Origin of the sequence: Vibrio hangzhouensis, assembly GCF_900107935.1 — a bacterium.
Lineage (GTDB): Bacteria > Pseudomonadota > Gammaproteobacteria > Enterobacterales > Vibrionaceae > Vibrio > Vibrio hangzhouensis.
In genome coordinates, this window is sequence record NZ_FNVG01000016.1 from 81,806 (window position 1) to 106,389 (window position 24,584).

Here is a 24,584-nt window from a genome sequence, read left to right on the forward strand (position 1 = left end):
CTTTTCTTATCGCGCGATCTCAGGTCACCGCAATGATGTCGGATGGCGTGTTGGGGGCCACTGAATGCCCGTAGTGATACTTAATCACTGTGCGTCGTTGGGCCATCTTTCCGGCCAGGATGGCTTCCTCAAGGACCCACTTCGGTAGGCGAAAGCGCATCGCATAGCCTCTTCCCTGAGAGTCACTGTAGGTCGTCAGGGCAAGCAGTTCGAACAAACGCACGATAGGATCACTAGGACGTTCGTTGACTTCCTCCGTCTCATACTCCGGATGTTCTGCCGGATCCCAGGCCGAGCGCTTACGGCGCTTTTCATCTTCATTGATCTGCCTTTCCGCATTCGTTCTGGCCAGCTCAACCGGAGCAACCACAGGTTCACGCACTTTATTGTCACGGGCGACCTGTTCCGTCTGCGGATTCACCGACGGCGCGATCACGGGGGCACTGATACTGTTGGGCGACACGATCATCCGTCACTCTCCTCTGACATGAGTGATTACAGCCAATACCTCAACACTTAGCTCTTTTTGTGAAATAGACCTTACTCAACGGTCACTTGAGTATATACAGTATCGGAAACAAACCGCAGTTCTTTACCTGTTTTGTGTAAAAATCCGGCAAAGATCAGAGAAGCAACGCTTTAACCCGGTCAATAAACCCTTCTTGCTCCGTAATAAAAGGGGCGTGGGATGAGTCAGTAAACACATGAGAAAAATGCTGTTCAGACAGCGCGTCTAATTGTCTGGCAATGCGCACCGGCACCAACCCATCCAGACGGCCATACCAGCGATGCACAGGCATAGACAGTCCACAGAGCTGAGCTCGCAAGTCCAGATTTTCTAGCCAGTTCAATCCCAGCATCAAGGCTTGTGGCGAAGGCATTGGGCGTGACAGCACCGCCTGCTTGAGGTACTTCACGTCCTGACGAGCGCTGGGGCTCCCCATTGCCTGTAGCGCCATAAACCGTTCAATGGTCAGTTTAAAATTGTCGGTCAGTTGCGACGTAAACGCCGACAGCACCTCTTTTTTAATACCCCGCCACTGCTCACCCTCAGAAAATTTAGGGGAACTGGCCAGCGTTACCAGTTGGGCTACACGCTCGGGAAATTCACTGGCGATGTGCGTAGCGATAAGACCGCCAAGAGACCACCCCAACCAAATCGCTCGTGTGGGTGCTCCCTCAAGCAACAGGTCCGTTAACTCGTCCAGGGACTGATATTTGACCTCATGACTGAATCCGTAACCCGGTAGATCCACGGAGTGTACAGTGAAGTGTTGAGTCAGTTCACCAATGCACTGTGACCAGACTGCGCCATTCATTCCCCAGCCATGGACCAGAACCAAATCGGGCCCCTGTCCTTCTCGCTGCCAATGTATTTTTGCTGCTGAACTCACGCTTTCTCCTACTCAATTGGAACTTGCCACGGATCGTATTCCTTCATGCTAAAGAGAAATACGCAAAGATCAACTCACAGACAAGAGGTCCAACCCGGTGATTGCATCGCTTTGTCATATCTGCGGGCTGCCCATAGAGCAGCCATTGGGACACAATTTATGGTGTCATCACTGCGAGCCGTTGTTGATGCAATCTACACCGCGCTGTGCTCGCTGTGGACTCGAGATGCTCACCAGCGCCGTTACCTGCGGGCACTGTTTACTGTCCCCACCGCCTTGGCAAAGGCTATATTGCCTGGGTGATTATCGCTATCCATTATCGAGTTTTATCAGGCAGATAAAGCAGCACAAGCGTGTCTGGTTACTGGCCCCACTGGCACAAATGCTAAGCCAGACAGTTGAACAATCCGCTCGGACTCTGGTTACCGTTCCAATGTTACATCACCGTGAGTTATGGCGCGGATTCAATCTCAGCGAGCTGCTGGCACACCAGCTCTCGCAATACCTCCCGGTCGAACGGACCTATACCAAAGTTTTCCGCAAACATCGCAACACACCTACCCAAAAAAACCTCTGCAGAGAAGCCAGACTCAACAATGTTCGCCGCGCCTTTTCGCTGCGAACTGCCCCTGACATAAATCACGTTGCGATTATTGATGATGTCGTCACAACTGGCGCAACTGCTTGCCACCTAAGCGAATTATTGCTTGATGTAGGAGTAGAAAAAATCGATATTTATTGTCTGTGCCGCACGCCAAAACCCTCACAAAAGTGAACAGCTTCTTCAAGCTGAGCACTTTGCAGGCAAATAATTTTGGCATCTACTCGTGACAAGAGTAGAATGGTGGCAATAACCTACAACATTACTCAGGTATTCGTCGTGTCAAATCCAATTACTATTACAGAAAGTGCTCAAAGTCACTTTGCCAAGCTACTGGCTCAACAGCCAGAGGGAACGAACATCCGTGTTTTTGTCGTTAACCCGGGTACTCAGAATGCAGAGTGCGGCGTTTCTTACTGTCCACCAGAGGCGGTAGAGTCCAACGACACCGAATTTAAATACGAAGCATTGTCTGCATATGTCGATGAACTGTCGCTGCCTTTTCTGGAAGAAGCAGAGATTGACTTTGTTACTGACAAAATGGGTTCTCAACTCACTCTGAAAGCGCCGAATGCAAAAATGCGTAAAGTGGCTGACGACGCCCCGCTTATGGAGCGTGTCGAGTATGCAATCCAAACACAGGTAAACCCTCAACTAGCGGGCCACGGTGGCCATGTGAGCCTGATGGAAATCACCGAAGATGGCATTGCCATTGTTCAGTTTGGTGGCGGTTGCAATGGCTGCTCGATGGTCGATGTCACCCTTAAAGAAGGCATTGAAAAACAGCTACTGCAAGAGTTTGCTGGTGAGCTGACTGCAGTCAGAGACATGACCGAACATGATCGTGGTGAGCATTCTTACTACTAGATCCGTTTGCCCTAACAGACAGTCTGATTAAAACAGAGCGCCGGGGGAAACCTTTGCGCTCTGTTTTTTTATGGTTCTATTTGGCGATGGCCTAATTCCTATATATATTAATAGCCAAGTAACCAGAAGGTGACTTGGGTAATACGACTACAATAATTTCTGTACCTCAGGCTCAACGTTTTAAACGTATTAAAGGTACAACGCTAAGGAGAAAGCCCATGCCGTCCAAAAAAGGACCTGAGATCTTAGCCCAAAAGACCGTTGCGGAATCTAGGCTGTTTAAAATTGAGGCGTTAGACTTAGTCTTTTCAAACGGAGCTAAGCGCACTTACGAACGAATGAAACCTAGCGGTCGAAATGCCGTGATGATGGTTCCCATCACCGAGCAAGGAGATATTTTGCTGGTGCGTGAGTTTGCTGCGGGTACAGAGCGCTACGAGTTAGGCTTTCCAAAAGGGCTCATTGACCACGGAGAATCACCTGAACAAGCTGCGGTTCGAGAGCTGAAAGAAGAAATCGGTTTTGGTGCCCACACACTGACACCACTCAAAGAGGTGGTTCTTGCGCCCTCGTACTTTTCCAGTCGTATGACACTGTTTGTCGTTCAGGATCTCTACCCTGAGCAACTGACGGGTGACGAGCCCGAACCTTTGGAAGTGGTGAAGTGGCCACTAGCTCAGGCTGAAGAACTGTTGACGCACCTGGATTTTTCCGAGGCGCGCAGCATCACGGCACTGCTGTTGATGCTAAGACTCAAGTCAGATTTAGGACTATAACGTGACTGCATTAAATAAAGATCTATCTCACCATCTGCCGGACGTGATCAATATCGCTCGGTTAGCTGGGCAGGTTATCCTCGACATATACGAAAATAAGCAATATGAGTCGTTTACCAAGGATGATGCCACCCCTGTAACATCTGCGGATCTGGCGGCACACAAACTGATCTGCGAAAAATTGTCACAATTGACGCCCGATATTCCGGTTCTTTCGGAAGAAGCCGCGGATATCAGCTTAGCGCAACGTTCACAGTGGAGCGAATACTGGCTTGTAGACCCGCTCGATGGCACACAAGAGTTCATAGCTCGCAGTGGCGACTTCGCAACGATCATCGCACTGGTTCGCAATCATAAACCAATCATGGGGGTCGTCTATGCGCCCGTGTCTGGCGTAACCTATTACGCTTATGAAAACAAAGGGGCGTGGAAGATTCCTGATCTGGATGAAAGTCTGCGTATCAAAGTCCTGACGCATGAAAAGCCCAATCAATCTATCGCCATAGCTATCAGTCGCCGCCAAAACATCAACCGAATCACCGAGAGAATGAGCACAGCCTGGAACTATGATTTGGTACCTCTGGGCTCCGCAGCGCTAAAAGCGTGCCTGGTTGCTGAAGGAGCCGTAGACTGTTACTTGCGCCTGGGACCTACGGGAGAGTGGGATACCGCTGCCACTCAATGCATCGTCGAAGAAGCAGGCGGCTCAATACTGAGCACAGAGTTGAAACCCTTGTCCTACAATCAGCGAGAAACTCTGGAAAATCCCAACTTCATCGTTCTGGGCGATCAGAGTTTGCCTTGGGACCAGATACTGATTCAGAAATAACAAGGAGGCGTTTGCCTCCTTTTTATTTCGCTAGAAACGTCCCTGATAATTGAACGAGTAGCGCCCCTGACTATCTGGGTTACCCAGCCAGCCCAACTGCTGACGCATAGTCGCGGGAAACTCGCCTTCTGGCTTAAACCATGCGGTCGACTGATATTGCCGGTTGGGTGACAGTTGGCCAGAAAACTCGCTCGATATCTGCTGACTACTTTGACTGCCTTTTGCCGATAACACACTGTCGCTGCATGCCAGATCAACAATCGTTGGACCAAACCTCAAACTGCCCATTGGCGTTTCAACATAACCGGCGTTCCAGGACAGACTGCCATTACCTGCCGAGCACCACGGAGCCTGATATTGAAGGGAATTAATGGCTAATTCCAATTGACCTCCCGCGCTGACAGGTAGTGGCAAAGGCGCGAGCTGCAACGCCGTTTCTGCGGGTATCGATGCCAGCAAACTGTCCACATAAGGTCCAGAAAAGCTCATACCGACATTACCTTTGCCAGCCACACCCAGAGCGCTGCCCCGCCCAAACCTTAACGCATATTCTGGTGAAAACGTTAGTAGGCTCGCCCAGGAAAAACTCCACGTGAGCTCCCCAAGTTGATAACGCTGAAAACGTACATCCTGAGCGCTTCCCTGCCAGAGCGTACCTTGCGCGCCATCGACAGAAAGTCCTATCGGCAGTGGTAAATAACTGATGGCCACTCGGGCTGGCAAGTGATAAATCGCACTTGCGGTAAACACACCTGTGCACAGTAATGCGTATTTAGTCACTCGTTTCACTTAGCTTCCCCTTTTGAATTGCAGTCGATTGACTTCAACAACACCACTTTGGTCGGCTTTATCGATATCCATGATTTCAACCGTCACACCGTGATTATCCTGAAGATAAAACAGCCAATTGACGAAAAACTCAAACGGGATCGGCTTAATCCAAACTTGCAGCTGATCGTTTCGGGGCTGCATTCGAATCAGCTCGATATTAAACCGGCTGGTTGAGGAAGTGATGGTCTGATTCAGCGGTAAATTCGAGACCTTAACGCCCCCAGCCTGTCGCTTGAGTACAATCTCATCTGCCTGCTCTCTCACCCATGAAAGCAATTGTCGCTCCGATTGAATTCGCTGTTGTGCCAACTCAGTACGCTGAGCAAACGGAGCCAGTATTCCCCAGTAAATAATGCCGACAATCATCACCAATGAGCAGGCAACCACCAGACGCTGCTCTCTCTGACTGATACTAAGCCACCAACTTTGTGCGTTAAGTAATAATCCCTTCATATGTGACCCTATTTCTTTTTCAACACAAAGTTACCCATCACCACCTCACCGTTACGATTCAGAGGTCCTTGTGAAACATCAAACTGCGTCTCCAGTTTGGTTTTGGCCGCTTCAAAACTGGCAAAGTCCTTACTGGTCACGTTCATGCGTACTTCGTTTCGATTGCCATCAAATGTAAAACTTTCTACCTGCATGCCATTAACCTGCCCAACCGTATCAGGCAGTTTCGACAACCATTCAAGTACCGAAGCGCTGGTTATATCTCCCCCTCCAAGACGTCCCAATTCATCCTGCATCTGACGCTTCAGGTAGCTGACTGTGGGAATCCGTTTTTTATCCGGGAATACCGCTCTGAATATACGTTCACTCTCGGCACGGTAGGCACTGGCTTGCGCTTCATATTGGTTGACGAGCACCACTTGCTCTGCGATCAGCGCCACAATCAGAATCGCGCTGGCAATCGCCACTTTTTGCCAGACTTTCCAATATTTCAGGTACGAGGCTTTTGGCTTAAATTCTCCACTTAACAAGGTCACATGGCTGCCTACCACCCCTTGAGACAACAGCGCCATCGGAGGCTCTACAGGTAGCGTCTGCCAAGTCAAATGCTCTGAGTGTTCAATGATATCGCTAGGTACCTGTGAGTAACTGCTCACCACCACATCTGTGGCCGCGTCATCAGATTGAGACATCAAGTAGTCCGACTGAATAACCGACGACAACCAGTTATCATCCACTGTCATGCCGCTCCAGGCATCCGTTCGGAATAGCCACTGTCCATCTATTTCCAATGCGGTAACCTGTTCAGAGTGAGGTAATGCCAGTACGTCAGGCACCACTTTTTTCACCTCAATACCCTGCTCTGAGAATGCACTAAGCACACTGCTCAGGTAACGCTTGTCAATCGCACAGATAGAGGCTGAACCACCCTGTTTATTGAGAATGGTAAAGTGCAGTTCCTCGACATCCTGCGCAATATCATCCTCTACCAAAAATGGCAGCATGGTTTCAAATTGACGAGCACCGCCCGCAGGGATCGACACTCGTGCAAAATGTACATCCTGTGCGCACAACATCAACAAAGTAACCCGCTGTTGACTGTATTCTTTGATCTTATCCAGCTGCGCTAAGCCTTCCAGCTCACCACTCGCTATCACTTCCTGTTGGTTAGTCGACCAAACGGCCCAGTGAACTGGACTTCCTGGCTGACTATTCAGGCGAACGGTTAGAAACTCGCTCACGAAACCCTCCGAAACGACGACGGACGACTGTCACGTCTTGCCTGTCTTGGCTAAAAAATAAGGATCTTAATCGTAGTCTAGATTCATCGACGACGATTTGCGTATCTAATTCGAAATACACGCTGTCTACTGTGAGATAAGACGCAGCCTGTTGCCGGGTTCTCTCATCCACACCGCCCATTTGTGATTCAGCCAGAAACTTATCCACTCCTGACCAACCATCAAAAGGCCGGTTTTCGATCATCTGTCTGGCATTGTCAATCGACAAATTGGGCGCAAATAATGCCGACAACAAGGCTGCCTGCTCTTCGGCAATGGTATTCACGTTCAGTTGCCAGCTCGAGGTCGGCAAGGCACAAACTACCGGTTCGATCGCCATCATTGCTTCTCCCGTCATTTGATTGATCGCTCGCAGCTCTGTGCTGTCCGCAATCAATCCATTAGCTGCCAAATATGCTGGAGATAATGACTCATAGTAGCTGTCTCCGACACCAGAGACTGAACGAACACTGGTCTCTTCATTCACGAACTCCCAGGTCGAGTCAGCAATCTGTTCCGCCTGATAGTTGTCAACGTCACTTTCTTCCAGCAATCGTTGAAAAAAACGAACCAGAAAGGGTTTAGTCGCACTGTTGTCATTTGGAGCAACGGTGGACAGCGCATTGACATTAAAACATGACTGCATATCCCGAATGTATCCAGTGGCCTCACCGTAATCCAGAGGGTAAGTTCGCTCTTCCAGTGCCCATGGCTGATTCAGGTTAATGCTGTCCTTGTTATCTTTGTAGCTCTCTTTAATGGCAACCGCCGCCAGCGCCTCAACGCCAACCGCATACCAATATGCCTGTTGGTAATTTACTTGATTCGAAGCTCGCGTGAACTGGCTGAACAGACGTTCAGACATGGTAGCCGCTATCGATACCATGATGGCTAAAAGCAACAGAATAACAATCAGTGCAACCCCTTTTTGGGCATTTGGCATCACTCTCTTCATGAGTTGCCACCTTGATTGTTATCACCTTGATTCCCGCTACCGCCCTGACTGTTGCCCGACCCTCCACGAGATGTCGCGTTCAACGAGCCGCCCGGAGTCAGGTAAATACGCGAGATCTCTCCGTAATCTTCCAATTGCAGCTTGATTTCTACCGCCTGCGGTAAAGCCAGTTCGGTCTGCCATTCACTGACCCAGGATTCACCATTATAAAAACGCATGTTAAAGTCATCGACCCCGGACAGAATCGGCAACACGACCGGTACCTCACCCACCGCTGTATCTGGATAACGCCACCATAACCGCTCCAGATGACCTTGTTTTAAACGATAGCCGATTTTTGCCACTTCCCCTCGTGGGAACTGATTCTGAGGATTCAACCAACCAAGACGCGTGAACAACAATCCTTTGGTTTCCGACTCCAGTAGGTTCTGCTGCCACAGAATCAATTGAGGTAGTGACGCTTCACCTTCATGACGAAACTGTCTCAAAGCCATTTGACGAAAATCGCTGTCCAGATATACAAAGCCGCGCTGGATTTCTTGCAATCGAGCACTTTTCGCCTGCGAAAGCTCATTACTTCGCTGTACCTGATTGACGACCTGATAAGCCGCCACACTCAAGCTGGCAAAAATGGCTATGGCCACCAGAACTTCAATTAGGGTAAATCCTCTCGAGCGGCTACCTGTCAACATAGCTCCTCACCGTCACGATCGGACTGGCTTTTTTGTCTTTGGCTACGCTGACGTCAAACGCTTTGAGCAGATTGTCAGACGTTTTAATTGGGGTCACACTCCAGAACCATTCGCGATCAGCCAGCTTTTCCGTACCTTTACTGGCCTTTAGTGTTGAGGTATCCAACATGACCTTGGCAATCTGGTTATCGACCACCATTGCGGCAAACGCTTTTTCTTCCAGATAACCTAAGGTATTGATATGCTGACTCACAGAGCGAATGATCGAAATGGCCGCCGTCGCAAAAATAGCTAAAGCAATCAGAACTTCCAGCAAGGTCATTCCTTTAGCGACGTTTTTCATTCCAATCCTTGTCATCCATCACTATTACCTGCCCATTCTCCTTAACTTCCACATACCAGGACTGTGCTTTCATTGCACGATTTATCGGTTCAATGACAAACACACCCGACGTTATTTCTCCGCTAGAAAGAATAAACACCTGAGGAGGCTTCTCGGGCTTGTTCTTTTTTTCCACATCCGCGAACATATCATCATCAAATAGCGAGCCAGGCTCAAACAGACGATCATCGTCTTCCCAGACGCCAGTACTCAAATCCAACTTAATCGCCAGTCCATCAGGCATCTGTGTTTGTCCCGGGATGCCGTTGAGTTCTGCCAGCTGCCATCCGTCCGGTTTCAATTCCAGAAACACATACTGTTTCTTATCTTCATCAACACGTATACCAAAGTCCTTGCCGGCTAACATGGCTTCTTCGTTAAACAGCTGAAGTCTTTGGTATAGGCGCTGAGCATCCTGTTTTAACTGATCATCCTGGCGCTGTGGTAAGGTTGATATCACAGCAACGGCACTGACTGAGAGCAACACCAGTACCAGCATAATCTCAAGCAATGTAAAGCCCTGGGGCCGTGTACGAGATATCGCTAACATCTACTACCGTTACAAAAAGGTAGGGCGCGTTTCGCCCTACTCATCAATTCCTACTGAAAATCCTGAAGATTCCAGTTACCAATGTCCGCCGCTGCACCTTCACCGCCTTCTTGACCATCCGCACCCAAGGTAAAGATATCGATGGTACCTTTATCACCTGGGCTCAGGTATTGATAGTCATTACCCCAAGGGTCGTTCGGCAAACGACGAATATAACCACCATCACGGTAGTTTCGTGGCTCTGGATTACTTGGTTTTGCCACCAATGCTTCCAGGCCCTGATCGGTCGTTGGGTAAACACTGTTATCCAGCTTATACATATCCAGCGCATTCTCCAACGCCACTATATCGGTAATGGCTTTCTGCTGGTCTGCCTTTTCTTTGTTACCCAATAGATTAGGAACCACAAAGCTCGCCAGAATACCTAAAATAACGACAACCACCATTACTTCTAGTAAGGTGAAGCCAGCCTGCTTTCTGTTTGTCTTTCTCATTTATTACTCCAAAGAAAACGCCTCTCAACAGAGGGATTAGATTTCGTTATCTGGTTCGACTAACCAGACATCAAATTGTTCATTTCCAAAATAGGCATTAAGGTAGCCATCACAATAAACAGCACCAACCCAGCCATGATGGCGATCAGTGCTGGCGTGAAGATACCCAGGGCGATATTGATCGTGGACTCAAAGTTCTGGTCCTGATTATCCGCTGCACGGGTCAGCATATTCTCAAGCTCTCCACTTTGCTCGCCACTGGCAATCATATGCAACATCATTGGTGGAAATAGTTTGGTCTGCTCGAGTGCCTTTCTCAGACTTGCACCTTCTCGAACATTGTCGGCTGCGTTGGAAACCTGCTTCTTAGCAAAATGGTTAGTCATGACATCCACAGACACCTTCATCCCTTCAAGAATGGGAATGGCACTGGAAGTACAAATGGCGAGTGTTCTGGCAAAGCGTGAGGTATTCAAGCCTCGGGCAATTTTGCCTATCAGGGGCATATTCAGCACTTTCGTGTCCCAGCTCATCCGTATCGCCGGCTTTCTCAACGCCGCCTTAAAGAGGTACATCATCATCAGAAACAGCCCCAGCAGGATAAGTCCCCATTGTTGAATGAAGTCGCTGGAGGACAACAAAAACTGCGTCGATTTCGGTAGTTCCTGACCCATTTGTACAAATTGACCGACGATTTTGGGGACTACCGCCGCCAATAGGAACGCCACAATTGCCACGGCAAACACCACCAGCACTACTGGGTAGATCATCGCTTGTTGCAGTTTGGAGCGTAACTTCTGACGGTTTTCGGCATAATCAGCCAGACGTTCAAGAATGGAATCGAGATGCCCCGACTTCTCCCCTGCGGCTACCATGGCACGGAACAGTTCATCAAAAATATGTGGGTATTCCGCCAGACTGTCTGACAAGGTATAACCTTCGGTGACCTTAGAACGTATCGCTGCCAGCATAGTGCGAATACGTGGCTTCTCTGACTGTTCAGAAACGGCCTTTAAACACTCTTCCAGCGGCATGCCGGACTGCACCAACGTTGACAGTTGACGGGTGATCAGAGCCAAATCTGGCGTACTGATGCCTCGCTTAAACCCGGGCCTGGCCACAGTACCATTACTACGTTGGGTCGCTTTACCTCTGGCTTCAACAATATCGACGGGGATCATGCCCTGCTCTTTCAAGCGCTGACGAGCCTGACGTGCATTGTCGCCTTCCACTAACCCTTTTACCTGTTTGCCTTTGGCATTCAGTGCTTTGTATTCAAACGCCGCCACTTACGCTTCCTTGGTTACCCGCATGACTTCTTCTAGCGACGTCACACCACTTTTGACTTTGTGGAATCCGTCATCTCGAATACTTGGTGTGTGTGAACGGATAGCTCTCTCAATCGCCTGCTCGCCAGCTTCATCATGAATCAGGGTTTGAACTGTATCATCCACCATCAGCAACTCATGAATACCAGTACGCCCGCGATAGCCTTTGTGATTGCACTTTTCACAGCCTACCGCTTTATACAACACCAGTTCCTGGTGCTCATCGACATCAAACAACTGCTTGGTCGCACTGTTGGCCTGATAGGGTGCCTTACAGTTATTACACAAAGTACGCACCAGGCGCTGTGCCAACACACCCAGTAGCGAAGAAGAAATCAAGAACGGCTCAATGCCCATGTCCCGCATTCGGGTGATCGCCCCGACTGCTGTGTTGGTATGCAGAGTCGACATCACCAGGTGGCCAGTCAACGAAGCCTGCACCGCAATCTGCGCCGTTTCAAGATCGCGGATCTCACCGACCATCACCACATCTGGGTCCTGACGCAGTATGGCACGCAAACCTCTCGCAAACGTCATATCAACTTTAGGATTAACCTGAGTCTGCCCGATACCATCGATGTCAAATTCGATTGGATCTTCCACGGTCAGAATATTGCGTTCATTACTGTTAATTTCCTGCAGCCCTGCGTACAGAGTAGTGGACTTACCTGAACCGGTTGGACCGGTCACCAGAATAATGCCATGAGGCCGTTGGATCAGATGGCGGAAACTGGCGTGGTTAACGTCCGTCATTCCCAGACTGTGCAAATCGAGTCGGGTCGCGTTTTTATCCAACAAACGCATCACGACTCGCTCGCCATGCGAGGATGGCATCGTTGAGACACGCACATCAACGGCCCGTCCACCAATACGTAATGAAATACGTCCGTCCTGAGGCACGCGCTTCTCCGCAATGTCGAGTTTCGCCATGACCTTAACACGAGAAACTAGCAAGGGAGCCAGTTTACGGCTCGGTGCGAGTACGTCACGCAGAACGCCATCGATACGAAAGCGAATGGAGAGAACTTTCTCGAACGTTTCAATATGAATATCCGAGGCCCCTTCTTTGATCGCTTCACCTAGCATGGCGTTGATCAACTTGATTATTGGGGCATCGTCATCCGATTCCAGTAAGTCCTCATCTTGTGGCAGCTCTTCTGCCAGAGAGAAAAAGTCATCACTGTCTGCGCCAATATCTTCCATCAACTGACGTGCTTCCGAAGAATCTCGTTGATATGCCTGTGTCAGCTTGGTATCAAATTCCTCAGAAGCCAGCGCTTGCAATGAAAAGGGCTGACGAACAACCCGCTTCACTTCCTGCAGCGCATTTAACGCCAGTGGCTCAACATAATAAAGCACCGAGCCCTCATCATGGGGCTCAAACACCACTTTAAAACGATTGGCAAAACTGAAGGGCAATCGACTCACCAAAGGGCGATGTTCCATATTTTCCATGACTACTTAGCTTCTATTTGGTCAATAAACGCCTGTATCTCCGACGGATAGCGATTGGTTTGGTTGAACTCCGGCAAAACAGGAATGTAACCGTCATCCATCAACTTCAAACCTTTATCAGCTTTAAACAGCTGTTCCGCACGAATGTAGTTGTACTTACGCTGAGTTATCCCATCTGATGTCATGCCATCACGAATAATGGTCGGCTTGATGAATACCATCAGGTTTTTCTTTTCAACCGTGGTACTGGTGGACGTAAACAAACGACCAAGGTATGGAATGTCGCCCAAAAACGGAACTTTCGATTCGCTTTCTGCAGCACGTTCGTCGATCAAACCACCCAGAACCAGCATCTGACCATCCTGGATCATCACGGACGTATTCAACTGACGTTTAGCAAAGCGAACGTCCACTGCCCCGTTTGCACCTAGTACGTTCGAAACTTCTTGTTCGATATTCAGCTGCACCGAATTCCCTTCGTTGATCTGAGGAACCACTTTCAGCTTAATGCCCACTTCTTTACGATCAACAGTCTGGAACGGGTTGCTATTGTTTGAGCCCGCCGTAGAACCAGTCAGAACCGGCACCTCTTCACCTACGATGAATGACGCTTCACCATTGTCCATCACAGTGATACTTGGAGAAGACAGAATATTAGAATTGGACTGGCTTGAAACAGCGGTAATCAGCGCGGTCCAGTCACCAAGCGCAATCCCGACTGCGGCACCCTGAACACCACCCAGCGCACTGGCAAGCTTAGAAAAATCACCAGTTGTGGTTGTCTCTACATTGTACGGATTACCATCTGCATCGACACGCGTCTCGGTAGTTTTCTTATCCTTCGCCTCTTCCATGCCAAGCATGACGCTGCCGACAGATGCACCGGTGTTCGAGAACTGTACGACGCCACCACCGGACAACGATCCCCACTGTACCCCCAGGTTAGCACCATCCACATCAGCCAACTCAACGATCAATGCTTCAATCAGCACTTGAGCGCGTCGGATATCCAGTTGCTGAATGATCTCCAGCAGTGCTTTCATAATATCGGGCGGTGCAGTCAGTACCAACGCGTTGGTGTCAGGGTGGGCGCTGATCATCACTTCAGAGCGATTCGCTCCGCTACCACTAGAGCCCGCCTGTTTTTCTTTTTGCAAGTTGTCAGAGACGCCTTTGAGCACATCGACCAACTCTTCCGCTTTCGCGTATTTCAGGTATTGCACCCGATTGTTGCCTTTGGTGGCCATTTCTACGTCCAACTGACGGATCAGTCGACGTAGGCGAGCCCGTACCTTAGGATCCCCAGAAATCAGGATAGAGTTAGTGCGCTCGTCCGCCACCAGCTTAGGCTGCAATAATGCAGGGACATTTTTCGCATCCGTGGTCTTATTGAGGGCATCCACAATACGCACCATTTCTGCTGCAGAGGCATTCTTAAGCTCCACCACTTCCACTTCTTTGTCACCAGCCTGGTCAACTCGGCGAATAATATCAGCCAGACGATTCACCACCGCGGCACGACCTGTGATCAGGATGATGTTAGCAGGATCATAGTGCACCACGTTACCGGCACCAGCATTGTCATTGAGTTGTCGTAGCAGTGGTGAGAGCTCCCTGACCGATACATTTTTCACAGCGACTACACGCGTTACCACGCTGTCGCCGGACTCAGAATCTTCATCACCCACCACAGGGATCGCCGAAGTCTTGGCGTCTTTCGCTTTAATGACCTTGAGGATCCCATTGTCCATTTCAACGACAGCAAAGCCATACACCTCTAACACATTAAGGAAGAAACTGTAATATTGCTCTTCACTGAGCACGTCGTAACTGCGAACATCGACTTTACCGCGGACGGAAGGGTCGACAATGATGGTCTTGTCGAGGTTGCGCCCGACAATATTAATGAACTCATGAAGATCCGTACCCTTAAAACTGGCACTAAATTCATTGGCTGATACCGCTGGAGCCGCCATGAGGCTTCCCATCAATAACCAGGTACTTGTTCTTAGCCAACTTTTCACTTGTTGCTCCCTTGTAATGCTTTATGCATGACTAAAACTGAATAAAAATGTCATGTTGCTGTCCATCGCGTTCTACCGTTAAGTTTAGTTCGGTAAGCTCAGTAATGGATTGATAAATTTGTCCCATTGCGGCCGGGTCTGTCAGATCTGCACCGTTCAGCGCTATGGCAATATCACCATTTTGCAGCCCGACAGCGTTGAATAACTCAGGATCTCTGCCCGGACTTACACGATACCCTTTGATTTCGCCGTCTTGTTTCACCTGAGAAAGGCGAACGTACTGGAATATTTGCTGGGGATCCTGAGTGATGGTAGTACGAATTGCAGCCAGCTTCTCTTCAACATCAACAGGGTTATTGCCCGCAATGTTCGATGCTGCGCCCTGTGGAGGCTGTTTCAACTCAAGTTTTTTATATTCAAGCCCTTCCAACATCACCGTTTCGTCACGACCCGAGTTAGATATGATAATACGGTCAATCATCACCGCACTGACGGTTGCCCGTGTGCCCTCAATCTGTTCTCCGATACCGTAGGTGCCCTGTTTGCCACGATTCGCGACCACAGCCAAGCTCAGATTCGGGTTGCTGCTGACCACAGAACCGACCAACACCACATTGAGGCGTGTTTTGGGAGCGTCTTTAACCACTGGAGCCTGAATGATTTTCTGCTCACGGCTGTACAGACCAAAAATGTTGGCGTTATTAATGTCAGACGACTGAAGCGTATTAGACGGAACCGAAGAGGCCGTACTGGTGACGACGGGCGCAACCCAACGACTGACCGAGTGAGTTTGCGGGAACAACTGCCACAGGAGGATACCAGCTATCCATGCGGACAGTCCCAGCAGTAATAAGGTAAGCACCAGACTAATTTGAGACTGATACTGCAGGCAACGACGCAAAAATGAGGTTAGAGAAGAAGCGTTGATACTCGTCGCCGATATGGATAATCCTTTCACTCTCCTAACTTCCTGCCTTACTTAGTTTTTTTCCATGTTGCTGTGTTTAATCATAAGCAACAGTTTTTATTGGGTTAATTGACAGACTATATCATAACTATAGTCACAGTAATGCAATCCATGTAATGGGGTTGAAAATATTAGATCTAAACACCATTTACTGTGATATTCGCACTATAAACTTATCAGCAAGCCTTTGCGGGCAGGCTGATATCAAGTTAGAAAGCAGGATTCCCTATGAGTTCCGAAGAGAAAGCTGTTCGCCTGGATAAATGGCTATGGGCAGCTCGCTTCTACAAAACCAGAAGCATTGCACGCAACATGGTCGATGGCGGTAAAGTCCACTATAATGGGCAGCGTTCGAAACCAAGTAAAATTGTGGAATTGGGTGCGGTCATCTCGCTTCGTCAAGGTAACGAAGAGAAGACCGTCACTATTGAGCGTATCTCCGATCAACGCAGAGGAGCACCGGAAGCCCAGACTCTCTACACCGAAACGGCAGAGAGTATTGCAAAACGAGAAGATAATGCTTTGAAAAGAAAGCTAAACGCGCACAACCCAAGCCCTGAACGTCGACCTGATAAAAAACAGCGTCGAGACATTATTAAGTTTAAACATCAATAAGCTGGAGCTTCCTAAATGGCTAACAACACACTAAATCGCTATCTTTTCGAAGAGTTATCTGTGCGCGGAGAGCTCGTGCAGCTAGATACTGCTTATCAGGAGATCCTATCCAGCAAAGATTATCCGGCACCACTACAGACTCTGCTAGGTGAGCTTCTTGTTTCCACCAGCCTTTTGACGGCTACCCTGAAGTTCGAAGGTTCTATCACCATGCAGCTGCAAGGTGACGGACCGGTATCTCTTGCGGTGATCAATGGCGACCACAATCAACAGCTTCGTGGCGTTGCGCGCTGGGAAGGCGACATTGCCGATGATGCATCCATTCACGACATGATGGGTAAAGGCTATCTGGTCATCACGATCACACCAGATAAAGGTGAGCGTTACCAGGGTGTTGTAGGTTTAGAAGGCAACAACCTCCCCGAAATCCTTGAAGGTTACTTCGAGCGTTCTGAACAGCTGAAGACGCGCTTGTGGATCCGAACCGGAGAACACGAGGGTAAACAACACGCTGCCGGCATGCTACTGCAGGTCATGCCTGATGGCACGGGTTCCCCAGAGGATTTCGAACACCTGGAACAATTGACCAACACCGTCAAAGACGAGGAGCTGTTTGGTCTGGGTGCAAACGAACTGCTTTATCGCCTGTATAACCAGGATAAAGTACAACTGTTTGAACCAAAAGAAGTGGAATTCCACTGTAGCTGCTCGCGCGAACGCAGTGCGGCTGCGATTGTCACCGTCGCCCAGGAAGAAATCTTCGACATTCTTGCCCATGAAGGTCAGGTTGCACTGCACTGCGACTACTGCGGTACGACCTACGCGTTTGATGAGCCGGAAGTAAAAGCTCTGTTTGCAGATGCTCAATCGGAGAACAAAACCGTCCACTAACGAGTGTTAAAAATATGTTACAAAGCCAGCCCGCTTGCGGTCTGGCTTTTTTATTATTTATTTAACAAAAAACCAATACCTTTGAACATAACGTCTAACCATTTCACTAATACTTATGTTACATTTGATCTAACGCAAAGGTTTGCATCTAGGAGAAATGGCCCCCGAACCAATATGTGACAAAACACTTAAAACCATCAATAACTGATGACTAATTTTTGAGCTCCATCCCTGTTTTCTCGGATTTCCGTTGCTAGCATGGAGTTCAAAATAAAAAACAAATTATAAATAACGAATTACAAAAATTTTAAAATCCCTACAAAAATCCAATAAGGAGCACCTATGACCGTTATGGACATTAACAAGGCTGCACAAATCGATCTTACCAAGTACGGAATCACTGGCGTAACTGACATTGTACGCAACCCAAGTTACGAACAGTTATTCGAGGAAGAAACTCGCGAGGGTCTGGAAGGCTACGAAAAAGGCGTGGTCACCGAACTTGGCGCCGTTGCTGTAGATACGGGTATCTTTACTGGTCGCTCACCAAAAGACAAATTTATCGTTAATGATGACACCACTCGTGACACAATGTGGTGGACATCAGATAAAGTTAAAAATGACAACAAACCTATGTCCAAAGAGGCATGGGATGACCTGAAACAACTGGTAACAGGTCAACTTTCTAACAAACGCCTATTTGTGATTGACGGATACTGCGGTACGAACCCTGACACCCGCCTATGTATCCGAATCATTACGGAAGTGGCATGGCAGGCACACTTCGTTAAAAACATGTTCATTCGTCCTACCGAAGAAGAACTCGCCACATTTGAGCCTGATTTTGTGGTCATGAACGGGGCAAAATGCACCAACCAAAAATGGGAACAGCATGGTCTGAACTCTGAAAACTTCACGGTATTCAACCTGACAGAAAGAATGCAGCTAATTGGCGGTACCTGGTACGGTGGTGAGATGAAGAAAGGCATGTTCGCAATGATGAACTACTTCCTTCCACTGAGAGACATCGCATCCATGCACTGCTCTGCCAATATGGGTAAAGAGGGCGACGTCGCGATCTTCTTTGGTCTGTCAGGCACAGGGAAAACCACCTTGTCTACCGACCCTAAGCGTGCACTGATCGGTGACGATGAACACGGTTGGGATGATGACGGTATCTTCAACTACGAAGGCGGCTGTTACGCGAAGACCATCAACCTGTCAAAAGAAGCAGAACCTGATATCTACAATGCCATTCGCAGAGATGCCTTGCTGGAGAACGTTACTGTTCGCAACGATGGCTCCATCGACTTTGACGATGGCTCAAAAACTGAGAATACTCGTGTATCGTACCCACTTCACCATATCGAGAACATTGTTAAGCCAGTGTCTAAAGGCGGTCACGCAAACAAAGTGATCTTCCTGTCTGCTGATGCATTCGGCGTCTTGCCACCAGTGTCTAAACTGACTCCAGAGCAAACAAAGTACCACTTCCTGTCTGGTTTCACTGCGAAGCTGGCCGGTACTGAGCGCGGCATCACTGAGCCTACACCAACCTTCTCGGCCTGTTTCGGTGCGGCCTTCCTAACGCTTCACCCGACCAAATACGCAGAAGTGTTGGTCAAACGTATGGAAGCGGCAGGTGCTGAAGCGTATCTGGTAAACACCGGTTGGAACGGCAGTGGTAAGCGTATCTCTATTCAAGATACTCGCGGTATTATCGATGCTATCCTCGATGGGTCAATTGAAGATGCCGATACGAAAAATATCCCTGTCTTCAATCTAGAGGTCCCAACATCGCTACCAGGTGTTGATCCAGGCATCCTGGACCCTCGTGAAACGTATGTAGATCCGCTGCAATGGGAAAGCAAAGCTGAAGACCTGGCAAAACGCTTTATCAACAACTTTGACAAGTACACTGATAATGCGGAAGGCAAAGCTCTGGTTGCTGCTGGCCCTCAGTTAGACTAATAAGTTGAATAGAAATCCAACTTTTTAACTCTGGCCCCTCTTTTTGAGGGGCTTTTTTGTGTTATTCACGCTAAATTGTTGTTTATGTTATAAGGTTGGATCTGAAAGCCGTGATAAGAAAGTTCATTGCTCTGTTTGTCGCGTTACTCGCACTGAGTTTGCTCACTGTACTCATCGTGTTTGGTTTATTGCATACTCAGTATGCCAAGCCGATGATTACTCAAACTCTACACTCTGTATTCGGTATACAGATCTCCAGTGAGTCAATCCAATATCACTACCCCAATCAACTGACATTTCGCAACACACATTTTGATGTGCCAGGCGTTGCGCCTTTCCGCGCCAACAAACTGGCATTATGGTTCGGTTTCACCCCCTCTGTTTCGGCACCCGTTACCATTGACGAGTTATTAATTGACGGCACCACCATCAACGATACGTCGGGGGCACAAAATTGGCTTCAGAGATGGCCGATCCGAAATCTAGCTCTGGATCATGTGGATTACAGCGATGGCAATGTGATCATCAACGATCTTCGTCTGCAAGTCAGAGAGCTTCGGGCCAGTCATTCAATCATGGACTCTAAAGCTACATTCCAACTGGAGGCGTCGCAACTCTACTACAAGGGCTCCGCTATCGATGACCTATTTGTGGATGGCGTCATCGATGGTAGTGAAAGCAAACTCTATAGCGCCTCTTTTCGATGGAATAACGCGAAGATCTCTACCCAGGCACAGCTTGAAGAGGGTAAATGGTCGCTGGTCAACGCAACTGTTAATCAGCTCGATTATGATTTTACCCAACAAGATGACCAACTTCTCGAGCTTACTCAACAATTGATTGGTCATATAAACAGTCTCGATATCCTTAACTCAACACTTAAGTATCAGGATACCGTACTAGAGAATGTCAGTGCTTCCATTGAAAATGTCCATCTCGGCCAACCTATCTGGGCTCAAAATCAAGCCTATATATCAGTAGATGCCGATCAACTGGTTTGGCAGGGACTGGCCTTTGTCGAGCCAACAGCCGAACTGTATATCTCGGAAGATAAAATAGAACTTCGCGATATGGATACCAACCTTGAGCAAGGGCGTATACAGTTATCCGGTGAGTTGACGGCCAACGAAATCAAACTCAACAGCGTAATGATTGATGGTCTGAAACTGTATCAGGAACAACAACAACCCTCACTGCTGGCCTTGTTGCAGCAGATCAATTTTGAGGATATTAAGCATATTTCGATTGATAAGTTAAACATCAATCGAACTCAGTGGATCCAGCTGATCGAAAAGCCCTTCTGGCAAATTACGGGGGTCAATCTGGAAGCAAGCCAGCTTGTCCTCAAAGATAACTACCAATGGGGATTATGGCATGGTAAAGCTATAGCCTCTGCGAACAGCGCCAGTATCGACAACATTCTGGCAAATCAACTTTTGCTCGATACCGAAAGCAGAGAAGGCAAATGGCAATTGAACAAACTGTTTGTTCCTTTTAGTGATGGTTATCTATCGGCCACCGCAGCGTTAGATTTCACGGCACCGAGCCAACCCTTCACTCTGCAAGCAAAAGCGTTTTCTCTACCATTAGCCCTAACAAACCTCGTCACCTCAGATGATACCCTCAACATCACTGGCCTCGCTGATCTCAACTTGTCGATAAGCGCACTGATCGCCGATAAAGTCGCGCTATCACAGACGCTATCCGGAGAACTGACCGCCACGCTGTATGACACGTCACTGCAAACTCAACACGATGACTCGATAAATAAACTGGAAGTATCGCCCATTAAACTGAGTGCTGACCGAGGCATTATTGCACTCGCACCATTCTCCGTCGCCGGAGATACAATTCAAGGCAATACGGAGGCGGTTGTTGATTTGCGAACACAATCGTTATCAGATGCGGTGTTAACACTCCATGAAGAATGCGGCGCTTCTTATAACATAGAACTGTTGACAGGTAGGGTAACGTCATCAAAAACGGCACCGTGCTTTGAGTAGAACGACTCCCACCAGTTGACCTGAACAATGGTCAACTGGTGTCTGCGATGATTAGCTAGACAGTAGTTTGTCCTGGTAATTAGGCAACAGCATATAGGTGCCAACGAACTCGACTGCCGGTGTATCACCACTGTAAATCGTCACATTTATAACAATGCGGGCTTTTTTACCTGCCGCAAGTCTGTCCAAGTCACCGCTAATTCCATCCAAAGAAGTGACAGAAACCGGACTGGACTCAACGGGGTGACGATATCGAATTCGACTATCAGCCAATACAATGTCTGCCACCAAACCTCTTTCACGCATCAACAGCCATGTCATCCCCCACCCGGTCAGCGTGGCCAGGGTAAACGCAGAACCGGCAAACATTGTGTTATGAGGATTGAGGTTCGGGTTCAGTTGTGCACTGCACTCAAATCGATAACCCGTATACTGATTGATTTTTATCCCCATTTTATCACTGATAGGGATCTGCTGCTCCCAGCGCTCTTGCAACTCGGCACACCATTCTGGGCGCCTCAAAACTTTGGCCAACGGGTCCAACTGTTTGACCATTTGCTGATGACGCACTGGACCGCGTTGATCGTTGACCTCACCCTGACTACTGAAGCCATTCTTTTCATAGAAAGAGATCGCGTCTTCACGCGCATTACAGACTAATCGCTTCACCCCTTCCTGACGAGCAAACGACTCAAGTGCCACCAGAACTAACGAGCCCATGCCTTTATTGCGACGGCTGCTCTTCACGGCCATGTAGCGGATCTGACCTTCGTTATCCGGCGTGATATACAGGCGACCAATGGCCATAGGTCTGCCTCGACCATCAACGATCATTCGATGATGGCTCATTTCATCATATTCATCTCGCTCAGAGCCCACTGGAAGTCGCCAAGGTTCACGCAACATTTGCCAGCGAAACTGATAGTATTTCGTCAGTTGATTCTCTGTCTTTGGAGTAATGAGTTTAAACATAGATATCCTTTCGCATGTAAACTGGTGCTTTACTCTTTTACACTTGTAACCAGAAGGTCACGGGGCCATCGTTGACCAGCGAGACCTTCATATCGGCTGCGAATTGCCCACGCTCTGTCGGCAGTACCTCTAAGCAGCGATCGGAGAAATAATCATATAAGCGTTCAGCATCCGATGGGTGTGCTCCGCGAGAAAAACCTGCACGGGTCCCTTTTTTAGTATCGGCAGGCAAAGTAAATTGCGATACCACTAGCACGCTCCCACCGACATCTTTAACGCTGAGATTCATCTTACCAGCGTCATCCTCAAATACACGATAGGTGGTTACGCGCTCTACCAGACGTTTAGCTTTCGCTTCATCATCTTCTTTTTCCACGCCAAGCAACACCAATAGACCTTTGCCGATTTCACCGACAATATCCCCGTTAACTTTAACAGAGGACTCACTCACTCTCTGTATCAGTGCTATCACTCAGCGGTTCCTTATTTTTACTTTGTGTCTTGTCAGTCGTCGATTGTAACACGGCACTTTCTGGGTTCCAGTGCTCTTTCTCACCCAGAGCCGCTGTAAACTCCGCGCCGATGAGAACAATAATCCAGCATAAGTAAATCCACAGAAATAAAATAGGAATTGCCGCGATTGCGCCATAGATAAGCTGGTAAGAAGGGAACTGTGTAATGTAATACGCAAAACCCTTCTTACTAATCTCAAACAATAGCGTCGCCACCGCGGCTCCTGCCAATGCATGAGTCAGGTAAATCTTCTTGTTGGGAACCAACAAATACAATCCCGTAAACGCAAACAAGGCTAAAAAAGCAGGCAGCCAGTTGATAAACAGACTGTAGGCTCCACTCAGCGCATCATGCTCCAATATCTTCAGAGAAGTCACATAAGACGTTCCGACAATACTAGCCCCAACGAGTATCGGACCTAAGGTGAGAATCATCCAATACATTGAAAAAGAGAATACGGCGCGACGCTTTAGCCTTACTCGCCAGATGTAGTTGAGATTTTTGTCTATATTAGAGATCAGCGCCAAAGCAGCCACAAAAAGAAATCCACTCCCTATCGCCGTCATTTTGCCTGTGTTAGAAACAAACTCGATAAGCGCTGAGTAAACTGCATCTCCTGCAGCAGGCACGAAATGCTGAATGATGAAATCTTGCAGGACTCCCCCAACATTTGAAAATATAGGGAAAGAAGACAATACCGACAATAAGACCGTCAGCATTGGAACGATAGACAGAAGCGTAATGTAGGCTAAATAGCCAGCATTCACGTTAATCCTGTCATGCGCCATTCGTTGTAACAGGTAACGACAAAAAACTAAGACTGAGTTTATGGTACCTGTCAGCCTTTCGGGAAGATGTTCAATCATAAATACACTAGCACTCCATGCTAACTCAATGAATCAACGTAATTCTGACACAGTTGTAGTACAAACTCGACTCGCTCATCTATCGCCATAAAAGGAATGTCGACCACATGAAAACCAAGCGTCTGATATTGGCGCAACAACTCGTCATGAATGACTAGCGCTTGTTCAAACGGATAGGGACGTACTTCATCTTGAACGTAAGTCTGAACTGTAGGTTTGCAGAACAAAACTATGGGCTGATAATCTTGACGAGCCTGCACCTGAATTGTTTCCGGTATCGCCAATTCACCCAACGAAAGGTAGGCACAAATATCGCCGATAGCACGATCGACGAAGCTCATAACTGCATGGGTCTGAGCTAATTGACGCTGCTGCAACATCTTTACAAAACAGAGTTCAGCAAAAGGCCCTAACTGCCGCCAGGGCAATATACCATCATCAAGTTGTGACTGTTCCTCAATAAGCAATCTAGGTACTTCAGGATAAGTCATGAAACCTTGTTGCGAGATGGCATCAAGCAAGGTGCTTTTACCCGATCCCGGTCCCCCGGAAACAATAAATGGAAAGTGTTTACTCATAAATCAGAATCAATTCAAATGTATAAGTAAAGTTTATCATTAAACGCTGAGTAGCGAGATTGCAATAAGTTTGGTGATTCACAAAAGTAGCAATTAGGAAGAAGCAAAAACTGGCGATGTCCCAGTCTCACATGGGCGCTGCGGCGACCCGCAAGACACACTCTGCCTTTTTAAGTAAAACATTAGAGTTAACATATGCTAAATACGAAAACGCCCCAGCAGATGCTGAGGCGTGGAAATAAAGTCTGGCGATGTCCCAGTCTCACATGGGCGGTGCGGCGACCCGCAAGACACACC

The 24,584-nt window shown here is 48.3% G+C and carries 26 protein-coding genes; 8 read left to right on the forward strand and 18 right to left on the reverse strand.

Features of this window, described 5'->3' with window-relative positions; all coding sequences use genetic code 11:
• Positions 1-19 precede the first annotated feature (19 nt).
• Positions 20-469 (reverse strand): ATP-dependent Lon protease, encoded by a 450-nt coding sequence (locus tag C4S60_RS15810; RefSeq protein ID WP_103881325.1) that lies wholly within the window; start codon positions 467-469, stop codon positions 20-22.
• 154 nt (positions 470-623) lie between these two features.
• Positions 624-1,394 carry a pimeloyl-ACP methyl ester esterase BioH gene (gene bioH / locus C4S60_RS15815; RefSeq protein WP_167390987.1) on the reverse strand — a complete coding sequence of 257 codons (771 nt, stop codon included), beginning with the start codon at positions 1,392-1,394 and terminating at the stop codon, positions 624-626.
• A 187-nt stretch (positions 1,395-1,581) separates the two neighbouring features.
• Here bioH and C4S60_RS15820 point away from each other — a divergent pair, with 187 nt between their 5' ends.
• The 4 genes from C4S60_RS15820 to cysQ all read left to right on the forward strand — a co-directional run bounded on the left by C4S60_RS15820 (position 1,582) and on the right by cysQ (position 4,467).
• Positions 1,582-2,169, forward strand: coding sequence for a ComF family protein (locus C4S60_RS15820; RefSeq protein ID WP_103881326.1), 588 nt, complete (start codon positions 1,582-1,584; stop codon positions 2,167-2,169).
• A 66-nt stretch (positions 2,170-2,235) separates the two neighbouring features.
• Positions 2,236-2,862, forward strand: coding sequence for a Fe-S biogenesis protein NfuA (gene nfuA, locus C4S60_RS15825; RefSeq protein WP_425275140.1), 627 nt, complete (start codon positions 2,236-2,238; stop codon positions 2,860-2,862).
• 218 nt (positions 2,863-3,080) lie between these two features.
• The gene (gene nudE, locus C4S60_RS15830; protein ID WP_103881327.1) at positions 3,081-3,638 is read left to right on the forward strand and encodes an ADP compounds hydrolase NudE; all 558 of its coding nucleotides are present in this window, start codon (positions 3,081-3,083) and stop codon (positions 3,636-3,638) included.
• A 1-nt stretch (position 3,639) separates the two neighbouring features.
• The gene (gene cysQ / locus C4S60_RS15835) at positions 3,640-4,467 is read left to right on the forward strand and encodes a 3'(2'),5'-bisphosphate nucleotidase CysQ (RefSeq protein WP_103881328.1); all 828 of its coding nucleotides are present in this window, start codon (positions 3,640-3,642) and stop codon (positions 4,465-4,467) included.
• A gap of 30 nt (positions 4,468-4,497) precedes the next feature.
• Here the strand turns inward: cysQ and C4S60_RS15840 are convergent, their stop codons facing one another.
• The 12 genes from C4S60_RS15840 to gspC all read right to left on the reverse strand — a co-directional run bounded on the left by C4S60_RS15840 (position 4,498) and on the right by gspC (position 15,869).
• Entirely contained in the window at positions 4,498-5,256 is a 759-nt protein-coding gene (locus C4S60_RS15840) for a type II secretion system protein N (protein WP_103881329.1), read from the reverse strand.
• A complete protein-coding gene (locus tag C4S60_RS15845; RefSeq protein WP_103881330.1) occupies positions 5,257-5,751 on the reverse strand; it encodes a type II secretion system protein M in 495 nt (164 codons plus the stop codon).
• 8 nt (positions 5,752-5,759) lie between these two features.
• Entirely contained in the window at positions 5,760-6,992 is a 1,233-nt protein-coding gene (gene gspL, locus C4S60_RS15850; RefSeq protein ID WP_103881331.1) for a type II secretion system protein GspL, read from the reverse strand.
• The gene (gene gspK, locus C4S60_RS15855) at positions 6,961-7,986 is read right to left on the reverse strand and encodes a type II secretion system minor pseudopilin GspK (protein WP_103881332.1); all 1,026 of its coding nucleotides are present in this window, start codon (positions 7,984-7,986) and stop codon (positions 6,961-6,963) included. Before gspK ends, gspL begins: the two co-directional genes overlap by 32 nt.
• A complete protein-coding gene (gspJ, locus tag C4S60_RS15860) occupies positions 7,983-8,678 on the reverse strand; it encodes a type II secretion system minor pseudopilin GspJ (protein WP_103881333.1) in 696 nt (231 codons plus the stop codon). The genes gspK and gspJ overlap by 4 nt, the downstream gene beginning before the upstream one ends.
• On the reverse strand, positions 8,665-9,021 hold the full coding sequence (gene gspI, locus C4S60_RS15865; protein ID WP_103881334.1) for a type II secretion system minor pseudopilin GspI: 357 nt from the start codon (positions 9,019-9,021) through the stop codon (positions 8,665-8,667). Before gspI ends, gspJ begins: the two co-directional genes overlap by 14 nt.
• Complete coding sequence (gene gspH / locus C4S60_RS15870; protein WP_103881335.1) at positions 9,005-9,610, reverse strand: type II secretion system minor pseudopilin GspH; 606 nt, start codon at positions 9,608-9,610, stop codon at positions 9,005-9,007. The genes gspI and gspH overlap by 17 nt, the downstream gene beginning before the upstream one ends.
• A 50-nt stretch (positions 9,611-9,660) precedes the next feature.
• The gene (gene gspG / locus C4S60_RS15875; protein ID WP_103881336.1) at positions 9,661-10,104 is read right to left on the reverse strand and encodes a type II secretion system major pseudopilin GspG; all 444 of its coding nucleotides are present in this window, start codon (positions 10,102-10,104) and stop codon (positions 9,661-9,663) included.
• A 59-nt stretch (positions 10,105-10,163) separates the two neighbouring features.
• Positions 10,164-11,393: a type II secretion system inner membrane protein GspF gene (gene gspF / locus C4S60_RS15880; protein WP_103881337.1), complete on the reverse strand. Its 1,230-nt coding sequence runs from the start codon at positions 11,391-11,393 to the stop codon at positions 10,164-10,166.
• A complete protein-coding gene (gene gspE / locus C4S60_RS15885; protein ID WP_167390988.1) occupies positions 11,394-12,887 on the reverse strand; it encodes a type II secretion system ATPase GspE in 1,494 nt (497 codons plus the stop codon).
• Positions 12,888-12,889: 2 nt separating this feature from the next.
• A complete protein-coding gene (gspD, locus tag C4S60_RS15890; protein WP_425275142.1) occupies positions 12,890-14,875 on the reverse strand; it encodes a type II secretion system secretin GspD in 1,986 nt (661 codons plus the stop codon).
• A 67-nt stretch (positions 14,876-14,942) separates the two neighbouring features.
• Complete coding sequence (gene gspC / locus C4S60_RS15895; RefSeq protein ID WP_103881339.1) at positions 14,943-15,869, reverse strand: type II secretion system protein GspC; 927 nt, start codon at positions 15,867-15,869, stop codon at positions 14,943-14,945.
• 237 nt (positions 15,870-16,106) lie between these two features.
• Here gspC and hslR point away from each other — a divergent pair, with 237 nt between their 5' ends.
• The 4 genes from hslR (at position 16,107) to C4S60_RS15915 (ending at position 21,358) form a co-directional block, all read left to right on the forward strand.
• The gene (hslR, locus tag C4S60_RS15900) at positions 16,107-16,493 is read left to right on the forward strand and encodes a ribosome-associated heat shock protein Hsp15 (protein ID WP_103881340.1); all 387 of its coding nucleotides are present in this window, start codon (positions 16,107-16,109) and stop codon (positions 16,491-16,493) included.
• A gap of 15 nt (positions 16,494-16,508) precedes the next feature.
• Positions 16,509-17,384: an Hsp33 family molecular chaperone HslO gene (hslO, locus tag C4S60_RS15905; RefSeq protein ID WP_103881341.1), complete on the forward strand. Its 876-nt coding sequence runs from the start codon at positions 16,509-16,511 to the stop codon at positions 17,382-17,384.
• A gap of 342 nt (positions 17,385-17,726) precedes the next feature.
• The gene (gene pckA, locus C4S60_RS15910) at positions 17,727-19,355 is read left to right on the forward strand and encodes a phosphoenolpyruvate carboxykinase (ATP) (RefSeq protein WP_103881342.1); all 1,629 of its coding nucleotides are present in this window, start codon (positions 17,727-17,729) and stop codon (positions 19,353-19,355) included.
• A gap of 110 nt (positions 19,356-19,465) precedes the next feature.
• Positions 19,466-21,358 (forward strand): AsmA family protein, encoded by a 1,893-nt coding sequence (locus C4S60_RS15915; RefSeq protein WP_160111373.1) that lies wholly within the window; start codon positions 19,466-19,468, stop codon positions 21,356-21,358.
• Positions 21,359-21,409: 51 nt separating this feature from the next.
• Here the strand turns inward: C4S60_RS15915 and C4S60_RS15920 are convergent, their stop codons facing one another.
• Genes C4S60_RS15920 through C4S60_RS15935 form a run of 4 tightly spaced genes read right to left on the reverse strand, consistent with a single transcriptional unit; the run spans position 21,410 to position 24,287 of the window.
• On the reverse strand, positions 21,410-22,330 hold the full coding sequence (locus tag C4S60_RS15920) for a bifunctional GNAT family N-acetyltransferase/hotdog fold thioesterase (RefSeq protein WP_103881344.1): 921 nt from the start codon (positions 22,328-22,330) through the stop codon (positions 21,410-21,412).
• Positions 22,331-22,367: 37 nt separating this feature from the next.
• Positions 22,368-22,802 (reverse strand): D-aminoacyl-tRNA deacylase, encoded by a 435-nt coding sequence (gene dtd / locus C4S60_RS15925; protein WP_103881345.1) that lies wholly within the window; start codon positions 22,800-22,802, stop codon positions 22,368-22,370.
• Complete coding sequence (locus tag C4S60_RS15930; protein ID WP_103881346.1) at positions 22,774-23,709, reverse strand: virulence factor BrkB family protein; 936 nt, start codon at positions 23,707-23,709, stop codon at positions 22,774-22,776. The genes dtd and C4S60_RS15930 overlap by 29 nt, the downstream gene beginning before the upstream one ends.
• Before the next feature lie 20 nt (positions 23,710-23,729).
• A complete protein-coding gene (locus C4S60_RS15935; protein ID WP_103881347.1) occupies positions 23,730-24,287 on the reverse strand; it encodes an AAA family ATPase in 558 nt (185 codons plus the stop codon).
• Positions 24,288-24,584 lie beyond the last annotated feature (297 nt).

What these genes read in the sequence shown, in the direction of transcription:
- C4S60_RS15810 (WP_103881325.1), bottom strand. Translation starts at nt 469, where the DNA reads ATGATCGTGTCGCCCAACAGTATCAGTGCCCCCGTGATCGCGCCGTCG.
- C4S60_RS15820 (WP_103881326.1), top strand. Translation starts at nt 1,582, where the DNA reads ATGCAATCTACACCGCGCTGTGCTCGCTGTGGACTCGAGATGCTCACC.
- nfuA (WP_425275140.1), top strand. Translation starts at nt 2,236, where the DNA reads ATGGTGGCAATAACCTACAACATTACTCAGGTATTCGTCGTGTCAAAT.
- nudE (WP_103881327.1), top strand. Translation starts at nt 3,081, where the DNA reads ATGCCGTCCAAAAAAGGACCTGAGATCTTAGCCCAAAAGACCGTTGCG.
- C4S60_RS15845 (WP_103881330.1), bottom strand. Translation starts at nt 5,751, where the DNA reads ATGAAGGGATTATTACTTAACGCACAAAGTTGGTGGCTTAGTATCAGT.
- gspK (WP_103881332.1), bottom strand. Translation starts at nt 7,986, where the DNA reads ATGAAGAGAGTGATGCCAAATGCCCAAAAAGGGGTTGCACTGATTGTT.
- gspJ (WP_103881333.1), bottom strand. Translation starts at nt 8,678, where the DNA reads ATGTTGACAGGTAGCCGCTCGAGAGGATTTACCCTAATTGAAGTTCTG.
- gspI (WP_103881334.1), bottom strand. Translation starts at nt 9,021, where the DNA reads ATGAAAAACGTCGCTAAAGGAATGACCTTGCTGGAAGTTCTGATTGCT.
- gspH (WP_103881335.1), bottom strand. Translation starts at nt 9,610, where the DNA reads ATGTTAGCGATATCTCGTACACGGCCCCAGGGCTTTACATTGCTTGAG.
- gspG (WP_103881336.1), bottom strand. Translation starts at nt 10,104, where the DNA reads ATGAGAAAGACAAACAGAAAGCAGGCTGGCTTCACCTTACTAGAAGTA.
- gspE (WP_167390988.1), bottom strand. Translation starts at nt 12,887, where the DNA reads ATGGAAAATATGGAACATCGCCCTTTGGTGAGTCGATTGCCCTTCAGT.
- gspD (WP_425275142.1), bottom strand. Translation starts at nt 14,875, where the DNA reads ATGGGAAGCCTCATGGCGGCTCCAGCGGTATCAGCCAATGAATTTAGT.
- hslR (WP_103881340.1), top strand. Translation starts at nt 16,107, where the DNA reads ATGAGTTCCGAAGAGAAAGCTGTTCGCCTGGATAAATGGCTATGGGCA.
- hslO (WP_103881341.1), top strand. Translation starts at nt 16,509, where the DNA reads ATGGCTAACAACACACTAAATCGCTATCTTTTCGAAGAGTTATCTGTG.
- pckA (WP_103881342.1), top strand. Translation starts at nt 17,727, where the DNA reads ATGACCGTTATGGACATTAACAAGGCTGCACAAATCGATCTTACCAAG.
- C4S60_RS15920 (WP_103881344.1), bottom strand. Translation starts at nt 22,330, where the DNA reads ATGTTTAAACTCATTACTCCAAAGACAGAGAATCAACTGACGAAATAC.
- C4S60_RS15930 (WP_103881346.1), bottom strand. Translation starts at nt 23,709, where the DNA reads ATGATTGAACATCTTCCCGAAAGGCTGACAGGTACCATAAACTCAGTC.
- C4S60_RS15935 (WP_103881347.1), bottom strand. Translation starts at nt 24,287, where the DNA reads ATGAGTAAACACTTTCCATTTATTGTTTCCGGGGGACCGGGATCGGGT.